Genomic DNA, 20,061 nt, shown 5'->3' with positions numbered 1-20,061 from the left:
TTGATTTAAATTTATAATTTAATTAGATAGTTTTTGACAATTTTAAAAATTATAATATATTAAACTTATTTTTTAAATTTTCAGCTGATTTTTTAGGATTATTACTATTCATAATGGCTGAAACAACGGAAATTCCTTTAATTTTAGTTTTTTGTAGTGAATTAAGATTATTCTCATTTAATCCTCCAATAGCAACAACCGGAATGTTAATATTATTCACAATTTCTTTAAGATATTCTATACTTATACAGTCTGCTGTTTTTGTTTCTGTTGGAAAAATAGCTCCACTTCCAATATAATCTGCCCCATTTTTTTCAGCTATTTTTGCTTTTGGAACTGTAGCTGCAGATACTCCTAATATTTTATCATTTCCAATTATATTTCTTACTATGTCTGCCGGCATATCACTTTGACCTACATGGACTCCTTCAGCATCTATAGCTATTGCAATATCTAATCTATCATTTATAATTAGTGGAATATCATATTTTGAAGTTAAATTTTTAAGTTTTAATGCAATATCATAAAATTTTCCAGTTGGAGCATCTTTCTCTCTTAATTGCACAACAGTAACTCCTCCTAAAATAGCTTCTTCAACAATATTCAAAAATTCTTCTTCTGTATGCCTATATCTATTTGTAACAAGATATAATGAGTAATCTATATTGTTCATATTAATACTCCTTAATAAATTCAAATTTTTTATAATAATATTAAATAAATTAAAACATGATTATTATTGAATGTAAAATAAATAATATAAATTGATAAAAATATATAAGGATTATAATTATCTTTTAATGGCTTTTAATCGAGTATTTCATACAATTTTATGTTTTCTTTAATAGTTTTTTCATCTAAATTGTATAAATTATCTATTAATCTTACTCTAAAAGTTCCAGTTCCACATTTTTCTTTCTTTACTGACTGTCCAGCTATTTCACCAGCTATTCCCATAGCTATTGTCCCACTCAATCCTCCAATAAAAGGATCATTAGCTCCACAAAAAGTTCCAACAATTGAAGTAAGCATACAACCACTTCCAGTTATTTTTGGCATTAATTCATCACCATTTTCACAGGCATATGTTATTTTTCCATTTGAAATTATATCTATGGCTCCACTAGCTATAATAACAGTATCTAATTTTTTTGCCAATGCTTTCACAATTATTCCATTATCCTTTAAGTTGTTTTTAGTTATTTCATCATCTTCTGAAACATCTACTCCTTTACTTTTAGCTTTAATTGTAGATAATATTTCTTCTAATTTTATTAATCTTGCTATAGCTTTTATTTCAGACATATTTCCTCTAATAACAGATATTTTTGATTTATTTATTAATTCAAGTACTAGATTATTTCTAAGGTTTGTTACTCCTACTGCAACAGGATCTAAAACAATAGGTGTATTAGTTTCTTTTCCATGTTTACTTCCAATAATCATTGCTTCAACTTGACTCTGGCTCATTTTACCTATATTTATAACTAAAGCATTTGCTATTTCAACAAATTCTTTAACTTCTTCAGGGTCATCTGCCATCATAGGTGATCCTCCAATGGCTAAAACTGCATTTGCACAATCATTAATTGTAACATAATTGGTTATACAGTGTGTAAGAGGATTGATATCTTTTACATTTTTTAATGCTTTTATGGATTCTTTTATAATTTTAGAGTTAGTTTCAGTCATTTAAACCACATATTATTTATTAAATCTTTAAGAAATATTGTTATTGGTAAATTACTATTGTTATGCTATAATTGTTCTTTTTGTTTTATTATTAATAAATTTTTAGAGAATATTTTTAATAAAAATCATTATTTTTATATCCTTATTTTTATTTATTATATTTTTTATATAAATTATCATTCACAATTAGATATAATTTTTTATTAGCTAGATTATACTTTTAGTTAAACTATCCTTTTTCTCTTTTGCCCTATTTTTCCTCTTTATATAGTTTAATATCTTTATAAAGTTTAGTATCTTCATATAATTTAACAATATTATTAATAATAATATTTATATGGGACTTCAACAAAATTATTATTATTATAGTCATTTTAGAAATGAATATGAGTTTTGGTAATAAATATTTAATTTTTATAATGTTAAATAAAAAGTTTGGAGGTATTAATTTAGAAAAGTATTTAAACTAAAATATACTAAAAGAGTGATGTTGCATCATTAGGTGTTCTGAATATGTGCCTCGGTAGCTCAGTCTGGTGGAGCGCGAGACTTGTAATCTCGTGGTCGCGGGTTCAATTCCCGTCCGGGGCTTTTAAAACTAGTTATATGTAATTTTAATTTCTAATATATGTATTTTTTGTCGATATCCTGTTTAAAGTGATTTAATACTTTGATATGTGATTTTAGATTTTTCATTTATATCTATTATGAATTTTTGTTTCAATAGATTCCTATAATGGATTTTAAAAATACTAATTATTGATAATATTGATTATAACTTTAATATTATAATCAAAATAATATTATGTGTAAAATTTTATTGTGTTAAATATAAAATCTTGTTGTGGAATTTTTCAAATATGAAAAAGTATATATATGATTAAATTTAACATAGTATAATGTGCTGTGTGGTTGAGATTTGATTTCTAAAATTCAAACACAATAGCTTAACATATTCAATAGATTAAATTAAGTAAATTTGGGACCATAGGGTAGCTTGGTCGATCCTTTGGGCTTTGGGAGCCTGAGACTCCGGTTCAAATCCGGGTGGTCCCATCATTAATACCCGCCTTAGCTCAATTTGGCAGAGCGTTGGACTGTAGATCCAAATGTTGCTGGTTCAAGTCCGGCAGGCGGGATTTTATATTATGGTTTCAAAAATTAAGTCAAATATAAAAATTCAGATTTAATATAAATTAACAATTAAATAAATTAGGATATTTTATTTGAAATTTATATAAAATCAAAAGTTTTATATATAAGTAATTTTATAACTAATTATGTGTCGATTGTACTAATTAAATTTTAAAATTTAATTTTTGATAATTATAATTGATTTTATTGACCTTTAGTGTTCTAATTGTTATTATAATAATTTCACTAAGTTTTCAAGCATTCATAATAGTTAAATATTATTATAACAGCTAAATATTTATATAGTATGAAATATTATATAATATTAAGTATAATAAATTTAAAATCCCTGCCCTGGTGGTGTAGGGGCTATCATGTGGGCCTGTCGAGCCCGCGACTCGGGTTCAAATCCCGGCCAGGGCGTTTAAATATATATTTAAAGTATTAATAAAATACATTATATATATTTAGTATATTTGAGATGATATATGCATTAAAATCTTAACCTATATATTTATATATCTTAAATAATTATAAATAATAATTTAGGTATTGATTTTTTGCGTTGTTAAATTAATATTGCATATATTTGAGAAAGTATATTTAAATATAAATTATTTGCATATCAACCAGGGCCCGTAGCTCAGTCTGGCAGAGCGCTTGGCTTTTAACCAAGCGGCCGCGGGTTCAATTCCCGTCGGGCCCGTTCTAATTTTATATTTAAATTTTCTTATCCGGAGGAAATATTGTGAGTAAAGATATTCTAATACATGAACTTGTTCCAAGTCATGCTATTTTATCTAAACCAGAAATAGAAAAAATTTTTAAAGATCTTGATTTTGAAATAGAACATCTTCCTAGAATTAAAACAACTGATCCTGTAGTCAAATCTATTGATGCTAAAAAGGGAGATATTTTAGAAATTACACGTGATAGTCCTACTGCTGGAACTTTTGTTACTTATAGATTAGTAGATTAACATATAGCTTATTTGATTAATCCTCATTTTACTAAACTATTCTATAAACTTATTTTAATTAAGTATCATTTAATTTTCAGTGGGTTTATATTCTTGTGGTTTTATATTCAATCTAGTTATTATGATATAAAACGAGTAAAATTAGGAATATATAGATTGAAATTTTATTAATTCAATTTTCTCAATTAAATAGAATAACTCATTTAAAATAGAGCAATCAAATAATATATTCAATTAATCAATGAAGTAATTAGATATAAAATTTAGATATTTATAAAATTTAGATTTAATGAATTTATATTTAATGAATTTATATTTTGAGTAAATTCTAATACTTTTATTAAAGAATAAAACTTGTTGAAGTAATTTATTATTTATGAAATTATAATTATTTTTGATAATTGAAATCTAAGCATTTTTTCTTATAATATTTTAAAATTTGTGATATAGGTTATAATATTATTTATAATATAATTTTTGTTTTAATTATATTCTAAATTTATAATTATATTTTATAGATTTATATATTATCAAAAAGATATAATATATAATTATATATTAAATATGTAATGCTTATAAATAATAGAATAATATGTTTAAAAATAATAGATACATTATGGTTAAACCTTTATGAGAATCTAATATATCATTTGGCAATATTTATTAAATTCTATATTTTTTATTTTAATGAATTTGATATCGTAAATGGATATCTGAACTTAAATAATAGCAAATTATGGCTTTTATATGTAGCAGGAAGTTGAAGAATTATTATTATTAAATCTTTAAGACTAAAACTACTCAGATAATTTAAATAGTTATTGGACAAATAGAATTTAGTAACGATTGGGGATTTGTTTTTTCTTTTGATTTATAATTTTTGTAAATCTATAATTTCAACTTATAAAATTAACATTCAAACTTATAAAAAAATAATTATTATAAATATTCAATTTGTAATAAATTTGATTTTTTATATAATTATTTTAATAATTATAATATATATTTTAATAATTATTATTATAACATTTTATATTAATATAGACTTTATCTGGAGGAAGTCCATGAAAAATAATACATGGGGATTGGTAGACGCATTTTTTGATAAATATGATTTGGTTGATCATCATATCAAATCATATAATGACTTTGTAAATAATCGTATACAAAATATAATTGATATAACTGAGCCTATTACTCTTGAACAAGGAGAATATACTCTTAAAACAGGCAAAATTGAGATTCAAAAGCCATTTACTAAAGAAGCAGATGGTTCTAAGAGTTTAATTTATCCTACTGAAGCAAGACTCAGAAATTTAACTTATTCTGCACATATGTATTTAGAAATGGCATTAGATCATGGGGAAGAAGAAAATCCTCTTGAAAAAGTTTACATTGGTGAACTTCCTTTAATGCTAAAATCTGACGTTTGCCATTTAAATGGTTTGGATAAGGATGAACTTTTAGTTAAAGGTGAAGACCCACAAGATCCTGGTGGTTATTTCATTGTTAATGGTTCTGAAAGAGCTGTTGTTACAATGGAGGAAATAGCTCCAAATAAAATTATATTGGAACGTATTGGTGAAGTGGAAGACAGGCGTGCTAAAGCTATTGTTACTTCTATTAAAAGTGGTTTCAGAGCAAGAATTTCTCTTGAATATAGGAAACCAAGAAAAAGTGGGGTATTTTTAAGGATATCTTTCCCATATGTTCCTGGTGAAATTCCTCTTGTAATATTACTTAGGGCATTAGGACTTTCTACTGATGAAGAGATTATTACTGCTATTTCTGATGACTTTAATTTTCAGATGGTTGTAGCTGATGATATACAAGTTTCAGAAGCAGCATTAAAACTTGATTCAAAAGAGATGGAAGGTCTTAATAAAGAAGAAAGAGAAGAATACCTTCAAAAAGCAGCAGTTAAATATATTGGTAATCGTGTTGCAAAAGGTATGACTGAAGAATATCGTATCAAACGTGCTGAAGATGTTATTGATAGATATTTACTTCCACACATGGGTGTAGAAGGGAATAGAAGAGGAGATAAAGCTACTTATCTTGCTGAAATGTGTGAAATGTTACTTCAAGTAATATATGAAATGAGAGAACCTCATGATAAGGATCATTATACTAATAAAAGGCTTCGTGTTTCTGGAGATCTAATGGAAGATTTATTCCGTGTTGCATTTACAAGTCTTACAAGAGATATGAGTTATCAACTTGAAAGAAGTATTTCTAGAGGTAAAGAACCTTCAATTAAACAAGCGGTAAGATCCGATGTTTTAACTGAAAATATTAAGCATGCTATTGCAACTGGTAATTGGGTTGGTGGAAGAGCTGGTGTAAGCCAATTACTTGATAGAACTAGTTATATGGGAACACTTTCTCACCTTAGGAGAGTTGTTTCACCATTAAGTAGAAGTCAACCGCATTTTGAAGCTAGGGATTTGCATCCAACTCAATTTGGTAAAATTTGTCCTAATGAAACTCCAGAGGGTCCTAATTGTGGTTTAGTAAAGAATTTAGCTCTTATGTGTAAAATTTCTGAAGGTTCTGATTCAGAAGAAATTAAAACAGTAATTAGAGAAATGGGTATTTTGGAGTAAAATTAAATTAATATTCGTATATTACTTCTTGATTACGATTGTTAAAAATTATTCAATGTTATATTTAAACAGTTATTTTATTTTTTTGGAGGAGTTAGGTGACTAAAGCAAAGATTTATATAAATGGGGAATTAGTCGGAAATTGTGAAGATCCTGAAAATTTCGTCACTGAAATGAGAGAAAAAAGAAGGTCTGGTGAAGTTTCTGATGAAATGAATATTACTTATTATGATGAAACTGATGAGATATATATATTTAATGATCCTGGAAGAGCTAGAAGGCCACTTATTATAGTTAAAAATGGGGTTCCTTTGCTTAAAGATGAACATATTGAAAAAATAGCTCATGGTGAACTTAAATGGGATGAAATTATAAATTCTGGAGTTATTGAGTATCTTGATGCTGAGGAAGAAGAAAACTCATATATTGCAATGGGATTGAATTATTTAAATGAAGATCATACTCATTTAGAAATAGATCCTTCTACTATGTTAGGTATTTGTGCAGGAATTATTCCGTTTTCTGATCATAATTCTTCTCCAAGAAATACTATGGAAGCAGGTATGACAAAACAAGCATTAGGTTTATATGTATCTAATTACGGATTGCGTACTGATACTAGGGCACATCTTTTACATCACCCTCAAACTCCTTTAGTTAAAACACGTATTATAGATGCAACTAATTATGATAAAAGACCTTCTGGACAGAATTTTGTAGTAGCGGTAATGTCTTTTGAAGGATACAATATGGAAGATTCATTGATTTTAAACAAATCCTCTTTAGAAAGAGGAATGTCAAGATCTTCATTCTTTAGATCTTATGAAGCTTCTGAAAGAAGATATCCTGGTGGACAAGAGGATAAATTTGAAGTTCCTGAAAAAGGTGTACGGGGGTACCGTTCTGAAGAAGCTTACCGTCACTTAGATGATGATGGTATTGTTAATCCAGAGTCTTATGTTGAGTCTGGGGATGTTTTAATTGGTAAAACTTCTCCTCCAAGGTTTTTAGAAGAAATCGACGAATTTGGTACTGTAGCTGAAAGAAGAAGAGAAACCTCTGTTACTGTTAGGCATGGTGAGAAAGGTATAGTTGATGCAGTGCTTCTTACAGAAACTGTAGAAGGAAGCAAATTAGCAAAAATAAGAGTTAGGGATACTAGGCAACCTGAATTTGGGGATAAATTTGCTTCAAGACATGGTCAGAAAGGTGTTGTGGGCCTTATATTATCTCAAGAAGATGTCCCTTTTACAGAAGAGGGTGTTGTACCAGATTTAATAGTTAATCCTCATGCTATTCCTTCAAGAATGTCTGTTGGTCAGGTAATCGAAATGGTTGCAGGTAAAGCTGGATGTATGGAAGGAACAAGGGTTGATGGAACTCCATTTAACGAAGATTTAGAAGCAGAATTAAAAGAATCTTTAAAAGCAAATGGTTTTGAATCAGCTGGATGTGAGTCTTTGTATAATGGTATGAATGGAGAAAGAATAGAAGCTGAAATATTTGTTGGGGTAGCTTTCTACCAAAAACTTCACCATATGACTACTGACAAAGTTTATGCTCGTTCAAGAGGTCCTGTACAAGTTCTTACACGTCAACCTACTGAAGGTAGGGCACGTGAAGGTGGTTTAAGATTTGGAGAAATGGAAAGAGATTGTTTAATTGCTCATGGTGCTGCTTTAGCACTTAAAGAAAGACTTTTAGATGAGTCTGATAAATATGAGGCAATCATATGTGGAGATTGTGGAATGATTTCTGTTTATGATAAAATTAGAGATAAAAAATATTGCCCTATTTGTGGTGATGTTGATTCTTATCCGGTTGAAATCTCTTATGCATTTAAATTGCTATTAGATGAGCTTAAAAGTTTATGTATTTTCCCTAAACTAGTTTTAGAGGATAAAGCATAAATATTATTTATTATATTATTACTCTTATTAGTTTAGCTTACTAATTAATCGTAAATTATTAAATAATCATAGATTATTGATTATTATGAATTATTGAATTATTGAATTAGGAATTATTGAATTAGGAATTTTTAAGGAGCCAATATTTTGAAAGGAATAATAAAACAGATTTCTCAAATTAACTTTGGGCTTATGTCTCCAGAGGATATTAGAAAAATGTCTGTTACTAAGATTGAAACTCCAGATACCTATGATGAAGATGGATACCCTATTGAAAATGGATTAATGGATCCTCATTTAGGTGTTATTGATCCAAGTTTAAGGTGCCGTGCTTGTGGGGCTAAAGGTGGAGAATGTCAAGGGCATTTTGGTAGTATAGATTTAGCAAGACCTGTAATCCATGTAGGATTTGGAGATACTATTCACAAAATTTTAAGGTCAACATGTAACTCTTGTGGTCGTGTTCTTTTAACTGATACTGAAATTGAAGATTATAGGACAAAGATTGATGCTTTAAAAGAAAATGATGAAAGCATTAATGATATTATTAAAGAAATTTATTCTACTGCTAGAAGAGATAAATGTCCTCATTGTGATGAAGAACAAGAAGATATTAAAATTGATAAGCCAATTTCCATAATTGAGGGAGATTACAAATTAACTCCGAGTGAAGTAAGGGAAAAACTTGAAAAAATTACTGATTCGGATGCTTATATTTTAGGAGTTAATCCTGAAGTTGCTAGGCCAGAGTGGATGGTTTTAACTGTTTTACCTGTTCCTCCCGTCACTGTAAGGCCTTCAATAACTCTTGAAACTGGTGAGCGTTCTGAGGATGATTTAACTCACAAACTTGTTGATATTCTTAGAATTAATCAAAGATTAGTCGAAAATATGGAAGCTGGTGCTCCACAACTTATTGTAGAAGATTTATGGGAATTATTACAATACCATGTAACAACTTATTTTGATAATGAGGCATCTGGTGTTCCTCCAGCAAGACATAGATCTGGAAGACCACTTAAAACATTAGCTCAAAGACTTAAAGGAAAAGAAGGTAGGTTTAGGAGCAATCTTTCTGGTAAAAGGGTTAACTTTTCTGCACGTACTGTAATTTCACCTGATCCAAATATTAGTATTAATGAAGTTGGAGTTCCTGAGATGATAGCTAAAGAGGTTACCGTTCCAGTCCATGTTAATGAATGGAATATGAAACAAATGAAAGAACATATTAAAAATGGACCTAATGTTCATCCTGGTGCTAACTATGCTATTAGGCTTGATGGTAGGAAAATTAGGGTTCTTGACGAAACAAAAGAAGCAATACTTGAAATGTTAGAACCTGGATTTGTTATTGAGCGTCATTTAAAAGATGGAGACATTGTTTTATTCAATCGTCAACCTTCTCTTCATAGAATGTCAATGATGGCTCATGAAGTTAAAGTTTTACCCTATAAAACATTCAGGCTTAATTTATGTGTATGTCCTCCTTACAATGCTGATTTTGATGGGGATGAAATGAATATGCATGTTTTCCAGACAGATGAGTCTAGAGCTGAGGCTAAATCTCTTATGAGGGTTCAAGAACATATATTATCTCCTAGATTTGGTGGTCCGATTATTGGTGCTATACATGATCATATTTCTGGAGCATATTTACTTACAAGAACTGGTTCTGAATTTACTGAAGAACAAGCATTTCAAATTATAAGAAAGGCTAAACTTCCAATTCCAAAAAGAAAGAATCGTGATTGGTCTGGAAAAGAGTTATTTAGTTTATTACTTCCTGAAAACCTTAATATGCAATATAAAGCAGAAATTTGTAAAAAATGTGATGAATGTATGCTTAAAGATTGTGAATATGATGCTTATGTTGTTATTGAGGATGGACAACTTATTACTGGAGCAATGGATGAAAAAGCTTATGGTTCTTTTTCTGGTAAAATATTAGATACCATAATGAAAGAATATGGGTCAGATGAAGCTAGAAAATTCCTTGATGCATCTACTGATCTTGCTATTTCGGGTATTATGAAAACAGGTATTACTACAAGTACTAATGATGAAGAGATTCCCGAAGAAGCTAAGGAAAGAATTGAAGCCCATCTTCACAGTGCAGAACAAAGAGTAGATAAATTAGTTGAAGCTTATGAAAATGAAGAACTTGAAGCACTTCCTGGAAGAAGCTTAGAAGAAACACTTGAAATGAAAATTATGCAAGTTCTTGGTGAAGCAAGAGACAAATCTGGTGAAATTGCTGAAAGTTACTTTGGAATGGATAATCATTCTGTTATAATGGCAACTACTGGAGCAAGGGCTTCTATGCTTAATTTAACTCAGATTACTGCTTGTGTTGGCCAACAGTCTGTTCGTGGTGGTCGTATTGATAGGGGATATATAGAAAGAACTTTACCTCATTTTAGAAAAAATGAACTTGGTGCAAAAGCAAGAGGTTTTGTTCACTCAAGTTATAAAGAGGGACTTGACCCAATTGAATTTTTCTTCCATGCTATGGGGGGAAGAGAAGGTTTAGTTGATACAGCTATACGTACTGCACAAAGTGGTTACATGCAAAGAAGGCTTGTTAATGCTCTTCAAGATCTTAATGTAAGAGAAAATGGATTAGTCACTGATAATAGGGGAATGGTTATTCAAACAATGTTCGGTGAAGATGGTGTAGATCCTGCTAAAAGTGATTATGGTAAAGCTGCAGATTTAGACAAAATCATTGATGAAATGAGGGTTAAATAATTTAGCTATTGATTTATTAGTGTTTAATTAGGTGATTTTTGTGGAAGAAATGGGAATTGACAAAAAAATAATTGAAAAGGTAGAGAAGGTAGCTAAAAAGAAAAAAGCAGACTTTCCAGAAAGTTATATCAATGATATTGCTGAAGCATATATTAGGCGAGAACTTACAGATTCTGAACTTGAAAAACTTATTGTGAAGGTTAAAAAAGCCTATGATCGAGCTAGAGTTGAAGCTGGAGAGGCAGTTGGTACAGTTGCTGCTCAATCTGTTGGTGAACCAGGTACTCAGATGACTATGCGTACTTTTCACTATGCGGGTGTAGCAGAATTAAATGTTACTTTAGGTCTTCCAAGACTAATTGAAATTGTAGATGCAAGAAAGAAAATCTCAACTCCAACTATGGCTATTTATTTTGATGAAGACCATAGAGATGATGAGGAATTTGTTAAGAAATTAGCTAACCGTATTGGTAAAAGCACATTAAATGATATTTTAAAAGATTTTTATATTAATTATGCCGAAATGAAAGTTGAAGCTGTACTTGATAAAGAAAAAATTGAAGATAAAAGGCTTGACTTAGAAGAAATTTTGGCTAATATTGAAAAAGCATTTAAAAAAGCTAATATAAAAGAAGATGTCATTGTTTTTGAACCTCCAAAACAAACTATAAGAGAACTTAGACTTCTTGCAGATAAAGTCCGTGATTTACAAATAAGTGGTATTAAGAATATTGGTAAAGTAATTATAAGAAGGGAGGATGAATGGATTATCCATACCGAAGGTTCAAATCTTGGAGATATTCTTAAAATTGATGGTGTAGATGGAGTTAGAACCACCACAAATGATATTCATGAAATTGAAACTGTTTTAGGTATTGAAGCTGCTCGTAATTCTATTATTAATGAAGCTCTTCGTACTCTTGAAGAACAGGGTCTTAGTGTTGATGTTAGACACATTATGTTAGTAGCTGATATGATGACTTCTGAAGGAATAGTTCGTTCTATTGGACGTCATGGTATTAGTGGTGAAAAAGCAAGTGTTCTTGCTCGTGCAGCATTCGAAGAAACCGGTAAACATCTCCTACGTGCAAGTATACGTGGAGAAATTGATAAATTGACTGGTATCATCGAAAACATTATCATTGGACAACCTATACCCCTCGGTACCGGTTCAGTCGGTGTCGTCATGAAACCAAATAAATCTAAGAAATAATAAAGGAGGCAGATGATGGACGTAGATAGAGGAATTAGAGTAGCAGTTGACACAGGTGATGTCACTTTAGGCTCTGAAAAATCAATTCAATCTTTGAAGTTAGGAAAAGGACAGCTCGTAATTGTTGCTGAAAATAGTCCTAATGAAATTTTAGAAGATGTAGGATATTATTCAAAACTTTCAGAAATTCCAGTTCACACTTTTAATGGAACAAGTGTAGAATTAGGTTCTGTTTGCGGTAAACCTTTTACTGTGGCTACATTAGTCATAAACGATCCAGGAGATTCTACTATATTAGAAATAATATCTAAGTAGGGGTAGATTTTTGTGTCTATTAAATTTAATGCAAATGAAATAAGATACATAGCTCTATTTGAGAGTATGACTGGAGCAATGGTTAAAGATTGTATCATTGATGAAGATAATGGTAAAGTTACTTTTGTTGTTAAAAATGGTGATATGGGTTTAGCTATTGGTAAAGGTGGAAGTACTGTTACAAAAGTTCAAAAGGCTGTTGATAAGGGTGTTGAAATAATAGAACATTCTGAGGATGTAACTGAATTTATAAAAAACATCATGGCTCCTGCTGAATTAAAATCTATAAAAGTACTTCAAAAAGAAAATAAAGAAAAAGTAGCTACTGTAGTTGCTGATTCTACAAATAAAAGAATTGCCATTGGTAAAAATGGTCATAATATTGAAAGAGCTAAATTGTTAGCTAAAAGACAGCACAATATTAGCAGCATCATTTTAAAATGATGCTTTCAATATTATTTTTAATATTCTTATAAAAGATAGTTTATATTTACAAAATTATTTTATTAAAAAAAAAATTATTCTAAATATTTATTCGAGATATAAAACTAATTATTTTGTTTTATGGGATATTTTCATATAATTGACATTTCTGTATAATATTTATACCATTGAGTATTGATATTAAATTATTGATTTGAATAATTAAATATAAATTTTAGAAATAATACATAAGGTTTATAAAGGTTATAATTAATATATTTTTATAATAGATATAGTTAAAAAAATATAGTAATAAGTTAAATTTTTTCCATCTTAATATATCTCAAAAGACTAAAAAAGATTTAGACTGTAGCTATTGTGTGCCAAATGTTACAGATCATACTTAATTACATATTAATAAGAAGTATCCTTTGAGATTTTTTCTAAATCTTGTTGGATTTATTTTATAATCTATTATATGGATAAACATCATTGATATTTGATATATTTTAAGATTTAATTCTTATTTTTTAAATTCAATGTTTTTCGTCTGTAAGCTATTTACATAGCCAGAGGCATCGTTATTTATCTGTGTATATCTATTAATTTGAATCTAATATAAACATATTATAATTAAATAATATTTAAATATTATCTTAATGAAATCCTAGGATTCAATAATAGAATTGAGTAATATTAGAATATTATTTTCCTTAAATATTAGGATTTAATAATAGAGTTAAATAAAATATTAGATTGTTATGTTTAAAAATTATATATTATTAAAAATAATGAGTTAAAAATTAAAGAGGAATTATTTATGCCAGGACTTTTTGCTGCAAAAAAGCTTAAAAAAAATAGACAGAACTTTAAGTGGAAAGATGTGGACTACAAAAGGAAAGCTTTACGTTTAGATGTGAAAGCAGACCCTCTTGAAGGAGCACCACAAGCTAGAGGAATTGTTATAGAAAAAGTAGGAATTGAGGCTAAACAGCCTAACTCTGCTATAAGAAAATGTGTTCGTGTTCAATTAATTAAAAATGGTAAACAATTAACTGCATTTGCTCCAGGTGATGGTGCTATTGGTTTTATTGATGAGCACGATGAAGTCATGATTGAAGGAATCGGCGGACCTTCTGGAAGATCTATGGGTGATATTCCAGGTGTTCGTTGGAAAGTAAGTAAAGTTAACAATGTTTCTTTAGAACAGATGGTTATTGGTAAAATTGAAAAACCAGTAAGATAATGCTAACGGGGTAATTTAATGAGTCAAGTTTTTGAAAAATGGGACCTAAAAGAAATTAAAATCGAAGATTTAGGTTTAATTAATTATATATGCTTAGATGAAACTTTAGTTCCTCATACATTAGGCAGGCATGTTAGAAGACAATTTGCCAAGTCTAAAGTTTCAATTGTTGAAAGATTAATGAATAAAATAATGAGAACTGAAAGAAATTCTGGGAAGAAGAATAAAGCTTATAATATTGTTAAAGAATCTTTTGAAATTATAAATAAAAGAACTAAACAAAATCCTATTCAGATTCTTGTTAAAGCAGTAGAAAATACTTCTCCTCGTGAAGAAACTACAAGAATTAAATATGGTGGGATTGGTTACCAAGTAGCTGTTGATATAGCACCACAAAGAAGAGTGGATCTTTCTTTAGGATTTTTAACAAAAGGAACTTTACAATCTGCTTTTAAAAATAAAAGATCAGTAGCTGAATGTTTGGCTGATGAATTAATTCTTGCTTCTGAACATGATACAAGAAGTTTTGCTATTGGTAAAAAAGAAGAGAAAGAAAGAGTAGCTAGGGCTGCACACTAATTAATTTATTTTAATTAATATTATTATAATTAATATTATTATAATTAATTTTATTATAATTAATTTTATTTTAATTATATTATTATAATTAATTTATTTTAATTATATTATTATTTTAATTAAATTTATTTTAATTAATTATTTTTAATCAAATCTAATTAAATATTATATTTAGGTGATTGTTGTGAGTAGACGTAATAAAATGATTGAAAAAATTAAGGAATTAATGTATCAGCCTAAATTTATCAGAAATATTGGAATTGTGGCTCACATTGACCATGGTAAAACTACTTTATCTGATAACTTGCTTGCAGGGGCTGGAATGATTTCTGAAGAGCTAGCAGGTGATGCAAGAAGTCTTGATTTTGATGAACAGGAATCAGCAAGAGGTATCACTATAGATGCTGCAAGTGTTTCTATGGTTCATAAATTTGATAATAATGATTATTTAATCAACTTAATTGATACTCCTGGGCATGTTGATTTTGGGGGAGATGTTACACGTGCAATGAGGGCTGTAGATGGTGCAGTTGTTGTTGTTTGTGCTGTTGAAGGTATTATGCCTCAAACCGAAACTGTTTTTAGACAGGCTTTAAAAGAAAATGTTAGACCTGTTTTATTTATTAATAAAGTTGATAGATTAATAAATGAATTAAAACTTGAACCAGAAGAACTTCAAAATAGATTCCTTAAAATAATAGCTGAAGCAAATAAACTCATTAAAGGAATGGCTCCTGAAGATAAGAAAGAAAAATGGAAAGTTGATGTTACTGATGGTAGTGTTGCTTTTGGGTCTGCTTATCATAATTGGGCTATTAATATTCCTATCATGCAGAAATCTGGAATTAACTTTAAAGATATTATAGATTACTGTAATGAAGAAAGGCAAAAAGAATTAGCACAAAAAGTACCAATTACTGAAGTTTTGCTTGGTATGGTTGTTGAGCATTTGCCAAGTCCATTAGTTTCACAAGCATATAGGGTTCCAACTATTTGGGATGGGGATATTGAAACTGAAGAAGGTCAAGCAATGATTAAAACTGATTCAGAAGGTCCTTTAGCTGTTATGGTTACAAATGTTAGTATTGATAAACATGCTGGTGAGATTGCAACTGGAAGAGTATATGGTGGAACTATTGAAAAAGGTAGTGAAATATTCCTTGTAGGTTCTCATGCTAAAGCAAGAACTCAACAGGTTGGAGTATTCTTCGGTGCAGAAAGGGTTAATACTGATAAAGTTCCTGCAGGTAATATTGTTGCAATAACTGGTGCTAAAGGCGCTATTGCTGGTGAAACTATTTGTGATATGGATAAAAAGATAAAAGAGTTCGAAGGCATAGAACACATATCTGAACCTGTTGTCACAGTAGCTGTTGAAGCTAAAAACACTAAAGATCTTCCTAAATTGATTGAAGTTTTAAGACAAGTTTCTAAAGAAGATCCTACTGTTCATGTAAATATTAATGAGGAAACTGGTCAGCATTTAATTTCTGGTATGGGTGAACTCCACTTAGAAATTATCACTTACAGAATTAATGAGAAAGGTGTTGAAATAGAAACTTCTGAACCTATCGTTGTTTACAGAGAAACTGTAGCTGGAAAAATTGATACTCCAGTTGAAGGTAAATCTCCTAACAAACATAACAGATTTTATATTACTGTTGAACCTTTAGAACAGTCTGTATATGATGCAATTGGTGAAGGAACTATTAAAGAAGGTAAAGTCAAAGGAAAAGAAATGGCTACAACCTTTATGGAAGCTGGTCTAGATAAAGAAGAAGCTCGTAGAGTTTGGGATGTCCATAATAGAAGTGTATTCCTTAATATGACTCGTGGTATCCAATACTTAGATGAAGTTAGAGAACTTTTAATTGAAGGTTTTGAATCAGCTTTAGATTCAGGACCAATAGCTAATGAAATAGCTATGGGAATGAAATTTAAACTTATGGATGCAAAACTTCACGAAGATGCAGTTCACAGAGGACCTGCTCAGGTTCTTCCTTCTATAAGAAAAGCAGTTTTCGCTGCAATCATGATGGCTCAACCTACTTTACTTGAACCAATTCAAAAGGTATTTATTAATACTCCTCAAGACTACATGGGTAATGCTACTCGTGAAATTCAAAACAGAAGGGGTCAAATTGTCGACATGGGGCAAGAAGGAGATATGGCTTCTGTCGAATCTAAAGTTCCTGTTGCTGAAATGTTTGGTTTTGCAGGGGATATTAGGTCTGCTACTGAAGGTAGATGTTTATGGTCTACTGAAAATGCAGGATTTGAAAGATTACCACAGGAATTACAAAAGCAGATTATTAGAGAAATAAGAGAAAGAAAAGGATTATCTCCTGAACCTTATGGTCCAGAGCATTACATTGGATAATCTTTAAATTTCTATTTTTATTTTTTAATATTAGTTCTATTTTTATATTTAGTTCTAATATTAATTAATTAAGATAGAAATGTTAATAATATAGAAATTTTAATATAAAATTTTAAATAATAAATTCTTTATAAAAAGATTTAATAATAAATTCTTTATAAAAAGATTTAATATAAATTTTGAGTATAAATTTATTTAATAAATATTAATAAAATATACTAAAAATTAATAAAATAAAACTAATGAAATTTTCAATATATATTGTTTTATTGATACTCATTATTTTATTATAAGGGGTAAGTTTTTATATAGGAAAGTTCAAATTTAATTAAGTTAAACTATTAACTTGAATTTATCTTAATAAAATCAACTAATAAAACTTTTATATTAATATTAAAAAAAACTTAAAAATGTTAATAATAAATTATTATTTAAAAATGAGGTTTTTATTATGGCAAAAGCAAAAGAACATATAAATTTAGCATTTATTGGTCACGTTGACCACGGAAAATCAACTCTCGTAGGGCACGTTTTATTACAAGCTGGAGCAGTTGCTGAACAACAATTAGATGAAGGAGAAAACAAATTTAGATTTCTCATGGATAAACTCGGTGAAGAAAGAGAAAGAGGAGTAACTATCGATTTAGCTCATGCAAAGTTCGAAACTCCAAAATATGAATACACAATTGTGGATTGTCCAGGACACAGAGATTTCGTTAAAAACATGATTACTGGTGCTTCTCAAGCAGATGCTGCAGTATTAGTAGTGGATGTTGTTGATGGTGTTCAACCGCAAACTAAAGAACATATTTATTTATCCATGACTTTAGGAATTAGACAATTAATCATAGCAATTAATAAAATGGATCTTGTTGATTATGCAGAAGATAAATTTAATGCAGTCAAAGAGGAAGTTTCTGCATTGATTGCTGGTATTGGATTTAAACCTTCTGAAGTTCCTTTTATTCCTATTTCTGCATATGAAGGAGATAATATTTCTGAACCTAGTTCTAACACTCCTTGGTATAAAGGAAAAGCTTTAATACCATCTTTCGATGATTTCAAAGCTCCTGAAAAGCCAACTACCTTACCCTTAAGAGTACCTATTCAAGATGTTTATTCTATCACTGGTGTAGGGACTGTACCTGTTGGAAGAGTAGAAACTGGTGTAATGAAAAAAGGAGAAGATGTAATATTTGAACCTGCTGGAGCTTCTGGAGAAGTTAAATCTATCGAAATGCACCACGAAATGTTTGATCAAGCTGAACCTGGTGATAATGTTGGATTCAATGTTAGAGGCGTAGGTAAAAATGATATCCGAAGAGGGGATGTTGCTGGGCATATAAAAGATGCTCCAACTGTAGCTAAAGAATTTGATGCTCAAATAGTTGTTTTACAACACCCTGGTGTCATAACTGTTGGATACACTCCTGTATTCCATTGTCACACTTCTCAAGTTGCATGTACTTTCTTAGAATTAACCAAAAAATTAGATCCTAAGACTGGTCAAGTAGCAGAAGAAAATCCTGATTTCCTTAAAACAGGAGATGCTGCTATTGTAAAAGTTAAACCTACTAAACCTATGGTAATCGAAAACATTAAGACTATTCCTCATATGGGTAGATTTGCTATTAGGGATATGGGTCAAACTGTAGCTGCTGGTATGTGTATTAATATTGAACCTGCTAAATAATTATAATAATCAGCTATAATTTTATTATAGCTTTTATTATTCATTTTTATGGATTAATACCTTTTTATTTTTTTGGAGGGTGAAAATGCATCAAGCAAGAATTAAACTTACTGGGACTGACCCAAATAAACTCAACTTTGTCTGTGATCAACTTAAAAAGATTGCTGAAAGGACTGGTGTAGATCTTTCAGGTCCAATTCCATTACCAACTAAAAAATTAGTTGTTCCAACTAGAAAATCTCCTGATGGAGAAGGAAAAGCTACTTGGGAAAAATGGGAATTAAGAATCCACAAAAGATTAGTTGGAATTGGAGCAGATGAAAGAGCAATGAGACAAGTAATGAAAGTCAATGTTCCAGATAATGTAAGTATTGAAATAGAGCTTAAAAGTTAATTTTAACTAATTTAGTTAATTGATATTCATCATTAAATAATTATTAACTAGTTAATTTTAAAACTTTTAATTTTTATTAAGTCTATTAGCTATATAATATAGTTATACTTTAATTTTATTAAAAATTCCTTAATTTTAATTTCTAATTAGAGGATTCTATCTTCTATTAACTTTTATTATTATGGATAATATTTTTTTATTTGCCGAGATAGCCTAGCCAGGTAAGGCGCAGGACTTGAGATCCTGTGGAGATTTTCTCCGCCTGGGTTCAAATCCCAGTCTCGGCGTTTTTTAGCTGATCAAATGATTTTTTTCTCTATTTATTTTAATATGATTACTATTTTTTATTATTTATAATTTAATCCTTTAATTTGATATTTAAAATTTAATAATTACTCAAATATCTATTTAAATGGTTAATTCAATACTTTAATTTATTATTTCTTATTTTATTGGTTATTATTTCAATAATGAGTATCTATAGAATTTTTTAAAATCATTATTTATAATAAAAAATACTACTATTTTTATATTTTTTTATTATTTTTCTCAAAATTTCTTTATTTTTATTTTTTATCTAATTATTTTATTTTTAGTAAATTTTAATAGTTTCAATTAAAAATATTAAGCTATTAAGATTATTTATGAAAATAGAATAATTGATATAAATTATTAATAGAAATAAAATAAATAAAAATAGATTAATGTAAAATAAAATAGTAATATATTGTTAAAAGAAATATTATAAT

14 protein-coding genes and 6 tRNA genes are annotated in these 20,061 nt (G+C 29.0%); 18 read left to right on the top strand and 2 right to left on the bottom strand.

The genetic code is table 11. The features are described from left to right. Positions 1 to 49: 49 nt before the first annotated feature. Together thiE and thiM are read right to left on the bottom strand one after the other, a co-directional pair. Positions 50 to 673 (bottom strand): thiamine phosphate synthase, encoded by a 624-nt coding sequence (thiE, locus tag Q0087_RS02540; RefSeq protein WP_297898105.1) that lies wholly within the window; start codon positions 671 to 673, stop codon positions 50 to 52. A 134-nt stretch (positions 674 to 807) separates the two neighbouring features. Continuing rightward, positions 808 to 1,692, bottom strand: coding sequence for a hydroxyethylthiazole kinase (thiM, locus tag Q0087_RS02535; RefSeq protein WP_297898104.1), 885 nt, complete (start codon positions 1,690 to 1,692; stop codon positions 808 to 810). Between the two features lie 517 nt (positions 1,693 to 2,209). Between thiM and Q0087_RS02530 the strand changes: the two genes are divergently transcribed. The 18 genes from Q0087_RS02530 to Q0087_RS02445 all read left to right on the top strand — a co-directional run bounded on the left by Q0087_RS02530 (position 2,210) and on the right by Q0087_RS02445 (position 19,599). Next, positions 2,210 to 2,283, top strand: a tRNA-Thr gene (locus Q0087_RS02530). Positions 2,284 to 2,673: 390 nt separating this feature from the next. After that, positions 2,674 to 2,748: transfer RNA gene (locus Q0087_RS02525), tRNA-Pro, on the top strand. A gap of 9 nt (positions 2,749 to 2,757) precedes the next feature. Continuing rightward, a tRNA-Tyr gene (locus Q0087_RS02520) sits at positions 2,758 to 2,831 on the top strand. A 346-nt stretch (positions 2,832 to 3,177) separates the two neighbouring features. After that, positions 3,178 to 3,249 (top strand) — tRNA-Asp (locus tag Q0087_RS02515). 209 nt (positions 3,250 to 3,458) lie between these two features. After that, positions 3,459 to 3,532 (top strand) — tRNA-Lys (locus Q0087_RS02510). 42 nt (positions 3,533 to 3,574) lie between these two features. Further along, positions 3,575 to 3,805 (top strand): DNA-directed RNA polymerase subunit H, encoded by a 231-nt coding sequence (locus tag Q0087_RS02505; RefSeq protein ID WP_297898103.1) that lies wholly within the window; start codon positions 3,575 to 3,577, stop codon positions 3,803 to 3,805. 1,064 nt (positions 3,806 to 4,869) lie between these two features. Continuing rightward, on the top strand, positions 4,870 to 6,411 hold the full coding sequence (locus tag Q0087_RS02500) for a DNA-directed RNA polymerase subunit B'' (protein ID WP_297898102.1): 1,542 nt from the start codon (positions 4,870 to 4,872) through the stop codon (positions 6,409 to 6,411). Between the two features lie 98 nt (positions 6,412 to 6,509). Then, positions 6,510 to 8,321, top strand: a complete 1,812-nt coding sequence (rpoB, locus tag Q0087_RS02495; protein WP_297898101.1) for a DNA-directed RNA polymerase subunit B — start codon at positions 6,510 to 6,512, stop codon at positions 8,319 to 8,321. Between the two features lie 147 nt (positions 8,322 to 8,468). After that, positions 8,469 to 11,069, top strand: coding sequence for a DNA-directed RNA polymerase subunit A' (locus Q0087_RS02490; RefSeq protein ID WP_297898100.1), 2,601 nt, complete (start codon positions 8,469 to 8,471; stop codon positions 11,067 to 11,069). 49 nt (positions 11,070 to 11,118) lie between these two features. Beyond that, the gene (rpoA2, locus tag Q0087_RS02485; RefSeq protein WP_297898152.1) at positions 11,119 to 12,282 is read left to right on the top strand and encodes a DNA-directed RNA polymerase subunit A''; all 1,164 of its coding nucleotides are present in this window, start codon (positions 11,119 to 11,121) and stop codon (positions 12,280 to 12,282) included. Positions 12,283 to 12,294: 12 nt separating this feature from the next. Further along, positions 12,295 to 12,597 carry a 50S ribosomal protein L30e gene (locus Q0087_RS02480; protein WP_297898099.1) on the top strand — a complete coding sequence of 101 codons (303 nt, stop codon included), beginning with the start codon at positions 12,295 to 12,297 and terminating at the stop codon, positions 12,595 to 12,597. Positions 12,598 to 12,609: 12 nt separating this feature from the next. After that, positions 12,610 to 13,041 carry a NusA-like transcription termination signal-binding factor gene (locus Q0087_RS02475; protein WP_297898098.1) on the top strand — a complete coding sequence of 144 codons (432 nt, stop codon included), beginning with the start codon at positions 12,610 to 12,612 and terminating at the stop codon, positions 13,039 to 13,041. 799 nt (positions 13,042 to 13,840) lie between these two features. Further along, positions 13,841 to 14,266, top strand: a complete 426-nt coding sequence (locus Q0087_RS02470) for a 30S ribosomal protein S12 (RefSeq protein WP_042703270.1) — start codon at positions 13,841 to 13,843, stop codon at positions 14,264 to 14,266. 18 nt (positions 14,267 to 14,284) lie between these two features. Then, positions 14,285 to 14,845 (top strand): 30S ribosomal protein S7, encoded by a 561-nt coding sequence (locus Q0087_RS02465; RefSeq protein ID WP_297898097.1) that lies wholly within the window; start codon positions 14,285 to 14,287, stop codon positions 14,843 to 14,845. 184 nt (positions 14,846 to 15,029) lie between these two features. After that, entirely contained in the window at positions 15,030 to 17,225 is a 2,196-nt protein-coding gene (locus Q0087_RS02460; RefSeq protein WP_297898096.1) for an elongation factor EF-2, read from the top strand. Positions 17,226 to 17,676: 451 nt separating this feature from the next. Then, positions 17,677 to 18,918: a translation elongation factor EF-1 subunit alpha gene (gene tuf, locus Q0087_RS02455; protein WP_297898095.1), complete on the top strand. Its 1,242-nt coding sequence runs from the start codon at positions 17,677 to 17,679 to the stop codon at positions 18,916 to 18,918. 85 nt (positions 18,919 to 19,003) lie between these two features. Beyond that, positions 19,004 to 19,312 carry a 30S ribosomal protein S10 gene (rpsJ, locus tag Q0087_RS02450; protein ID WP_042703277.1) on the top strand — a complete coding sequence of 103 codons (309 nt, stop codon included), beginning with the start codon at positions 19,004 to 19,006 and terminating at the stop codon, positions 19,310 to 19,312. A 202-nt stretch (positions 19,313 to 19,514) separates the two neighbouring features. After that, a tRNA-Ser gene (locus Q0087_RS02445) sits at positions 19,515 to 19,599 on the top strand. Positions 19,600 to 20,061 lie beyond the last annotated feature (462 nt).

The sequence above is a fragment of the uncultured Methanobrevibacter sp. genome (assembly GCF_937881195.1).
GTDB lineage: Archaea > Methanobacteriota > Methanobacteria > Methanobacteriales > Methanobacteriaceae > Methanobinarius.
This window is presented reverse-complemented; position numbering and strand designations above follow the sequence as displayed.

What these genes read in the sequence shown, in the direction of transcription:
- thiE (WP_297898105.1), bottom strand. Translation starts at nt 673, where the DNA reads ATGAACAATATAGATTACTCATTATATCTTGTTACAAATAGATATAGG.
- thiM (WP_297898104.1), bottom strand. Translation starts at nt 1,692, where the DNA reads ATGACTGAAACTAACTCTAAAATTATAAAAGAATCCATAAAAGCATTA.
- Q0087_RS02500 (WP_297898102.1), top strand. Translation starts at nt 4,870, where the DNA reads ATGAAAAATAATACATGGGGATTGGTAGACGCATTTTTTGATAAATAT.
- rpoA2 (WP_297898152.1), top strand. Translation starts at nt 11,119, where the DNA reads ATGGGAATTGACAAAAAAATAATTGAAAAGGTAGAGAAGGTAGCTAAA.
- Q0087_RS02480 (WP_297898099.1), top strand. Translation starts at nt 12,295, where the DNA reads ATGATGGACGTAGATAGAGGAATTAGAGTAGCAGTTGACACAGGTGAT.
- Q0087_RS02470 (WP_042703270.1), top strand. Translation starts at nt 13,841, where the DNA reads ATGCCAGGACTTTTTGCTGCAAAAAAGCTTAAAAAAAATAGACAGAAC.
- Q0087_RS02465 (WP_297898097.1), top strand. Translation starts at nt 14,285, where the DNA reads ATGAGTCAAGTTTTTGAAAAATGGGACCTAAAAGAAATTAAAATCGAA.
- tuf (WP_297898095.1), top strand. Translation starts at nt 17,677, where the DNA reads ATGGCAAAAGCAAAAGAACATATAAATTTAGCATTTATTGGTCACGTT.
- rpsJ (WP_042703277.1), top strand. Translation starts at nt 19,004, where the DNA reads ATGCATCAAGCAAGAATTAAACTTACTGGGACTGACCCAAATAAACTC.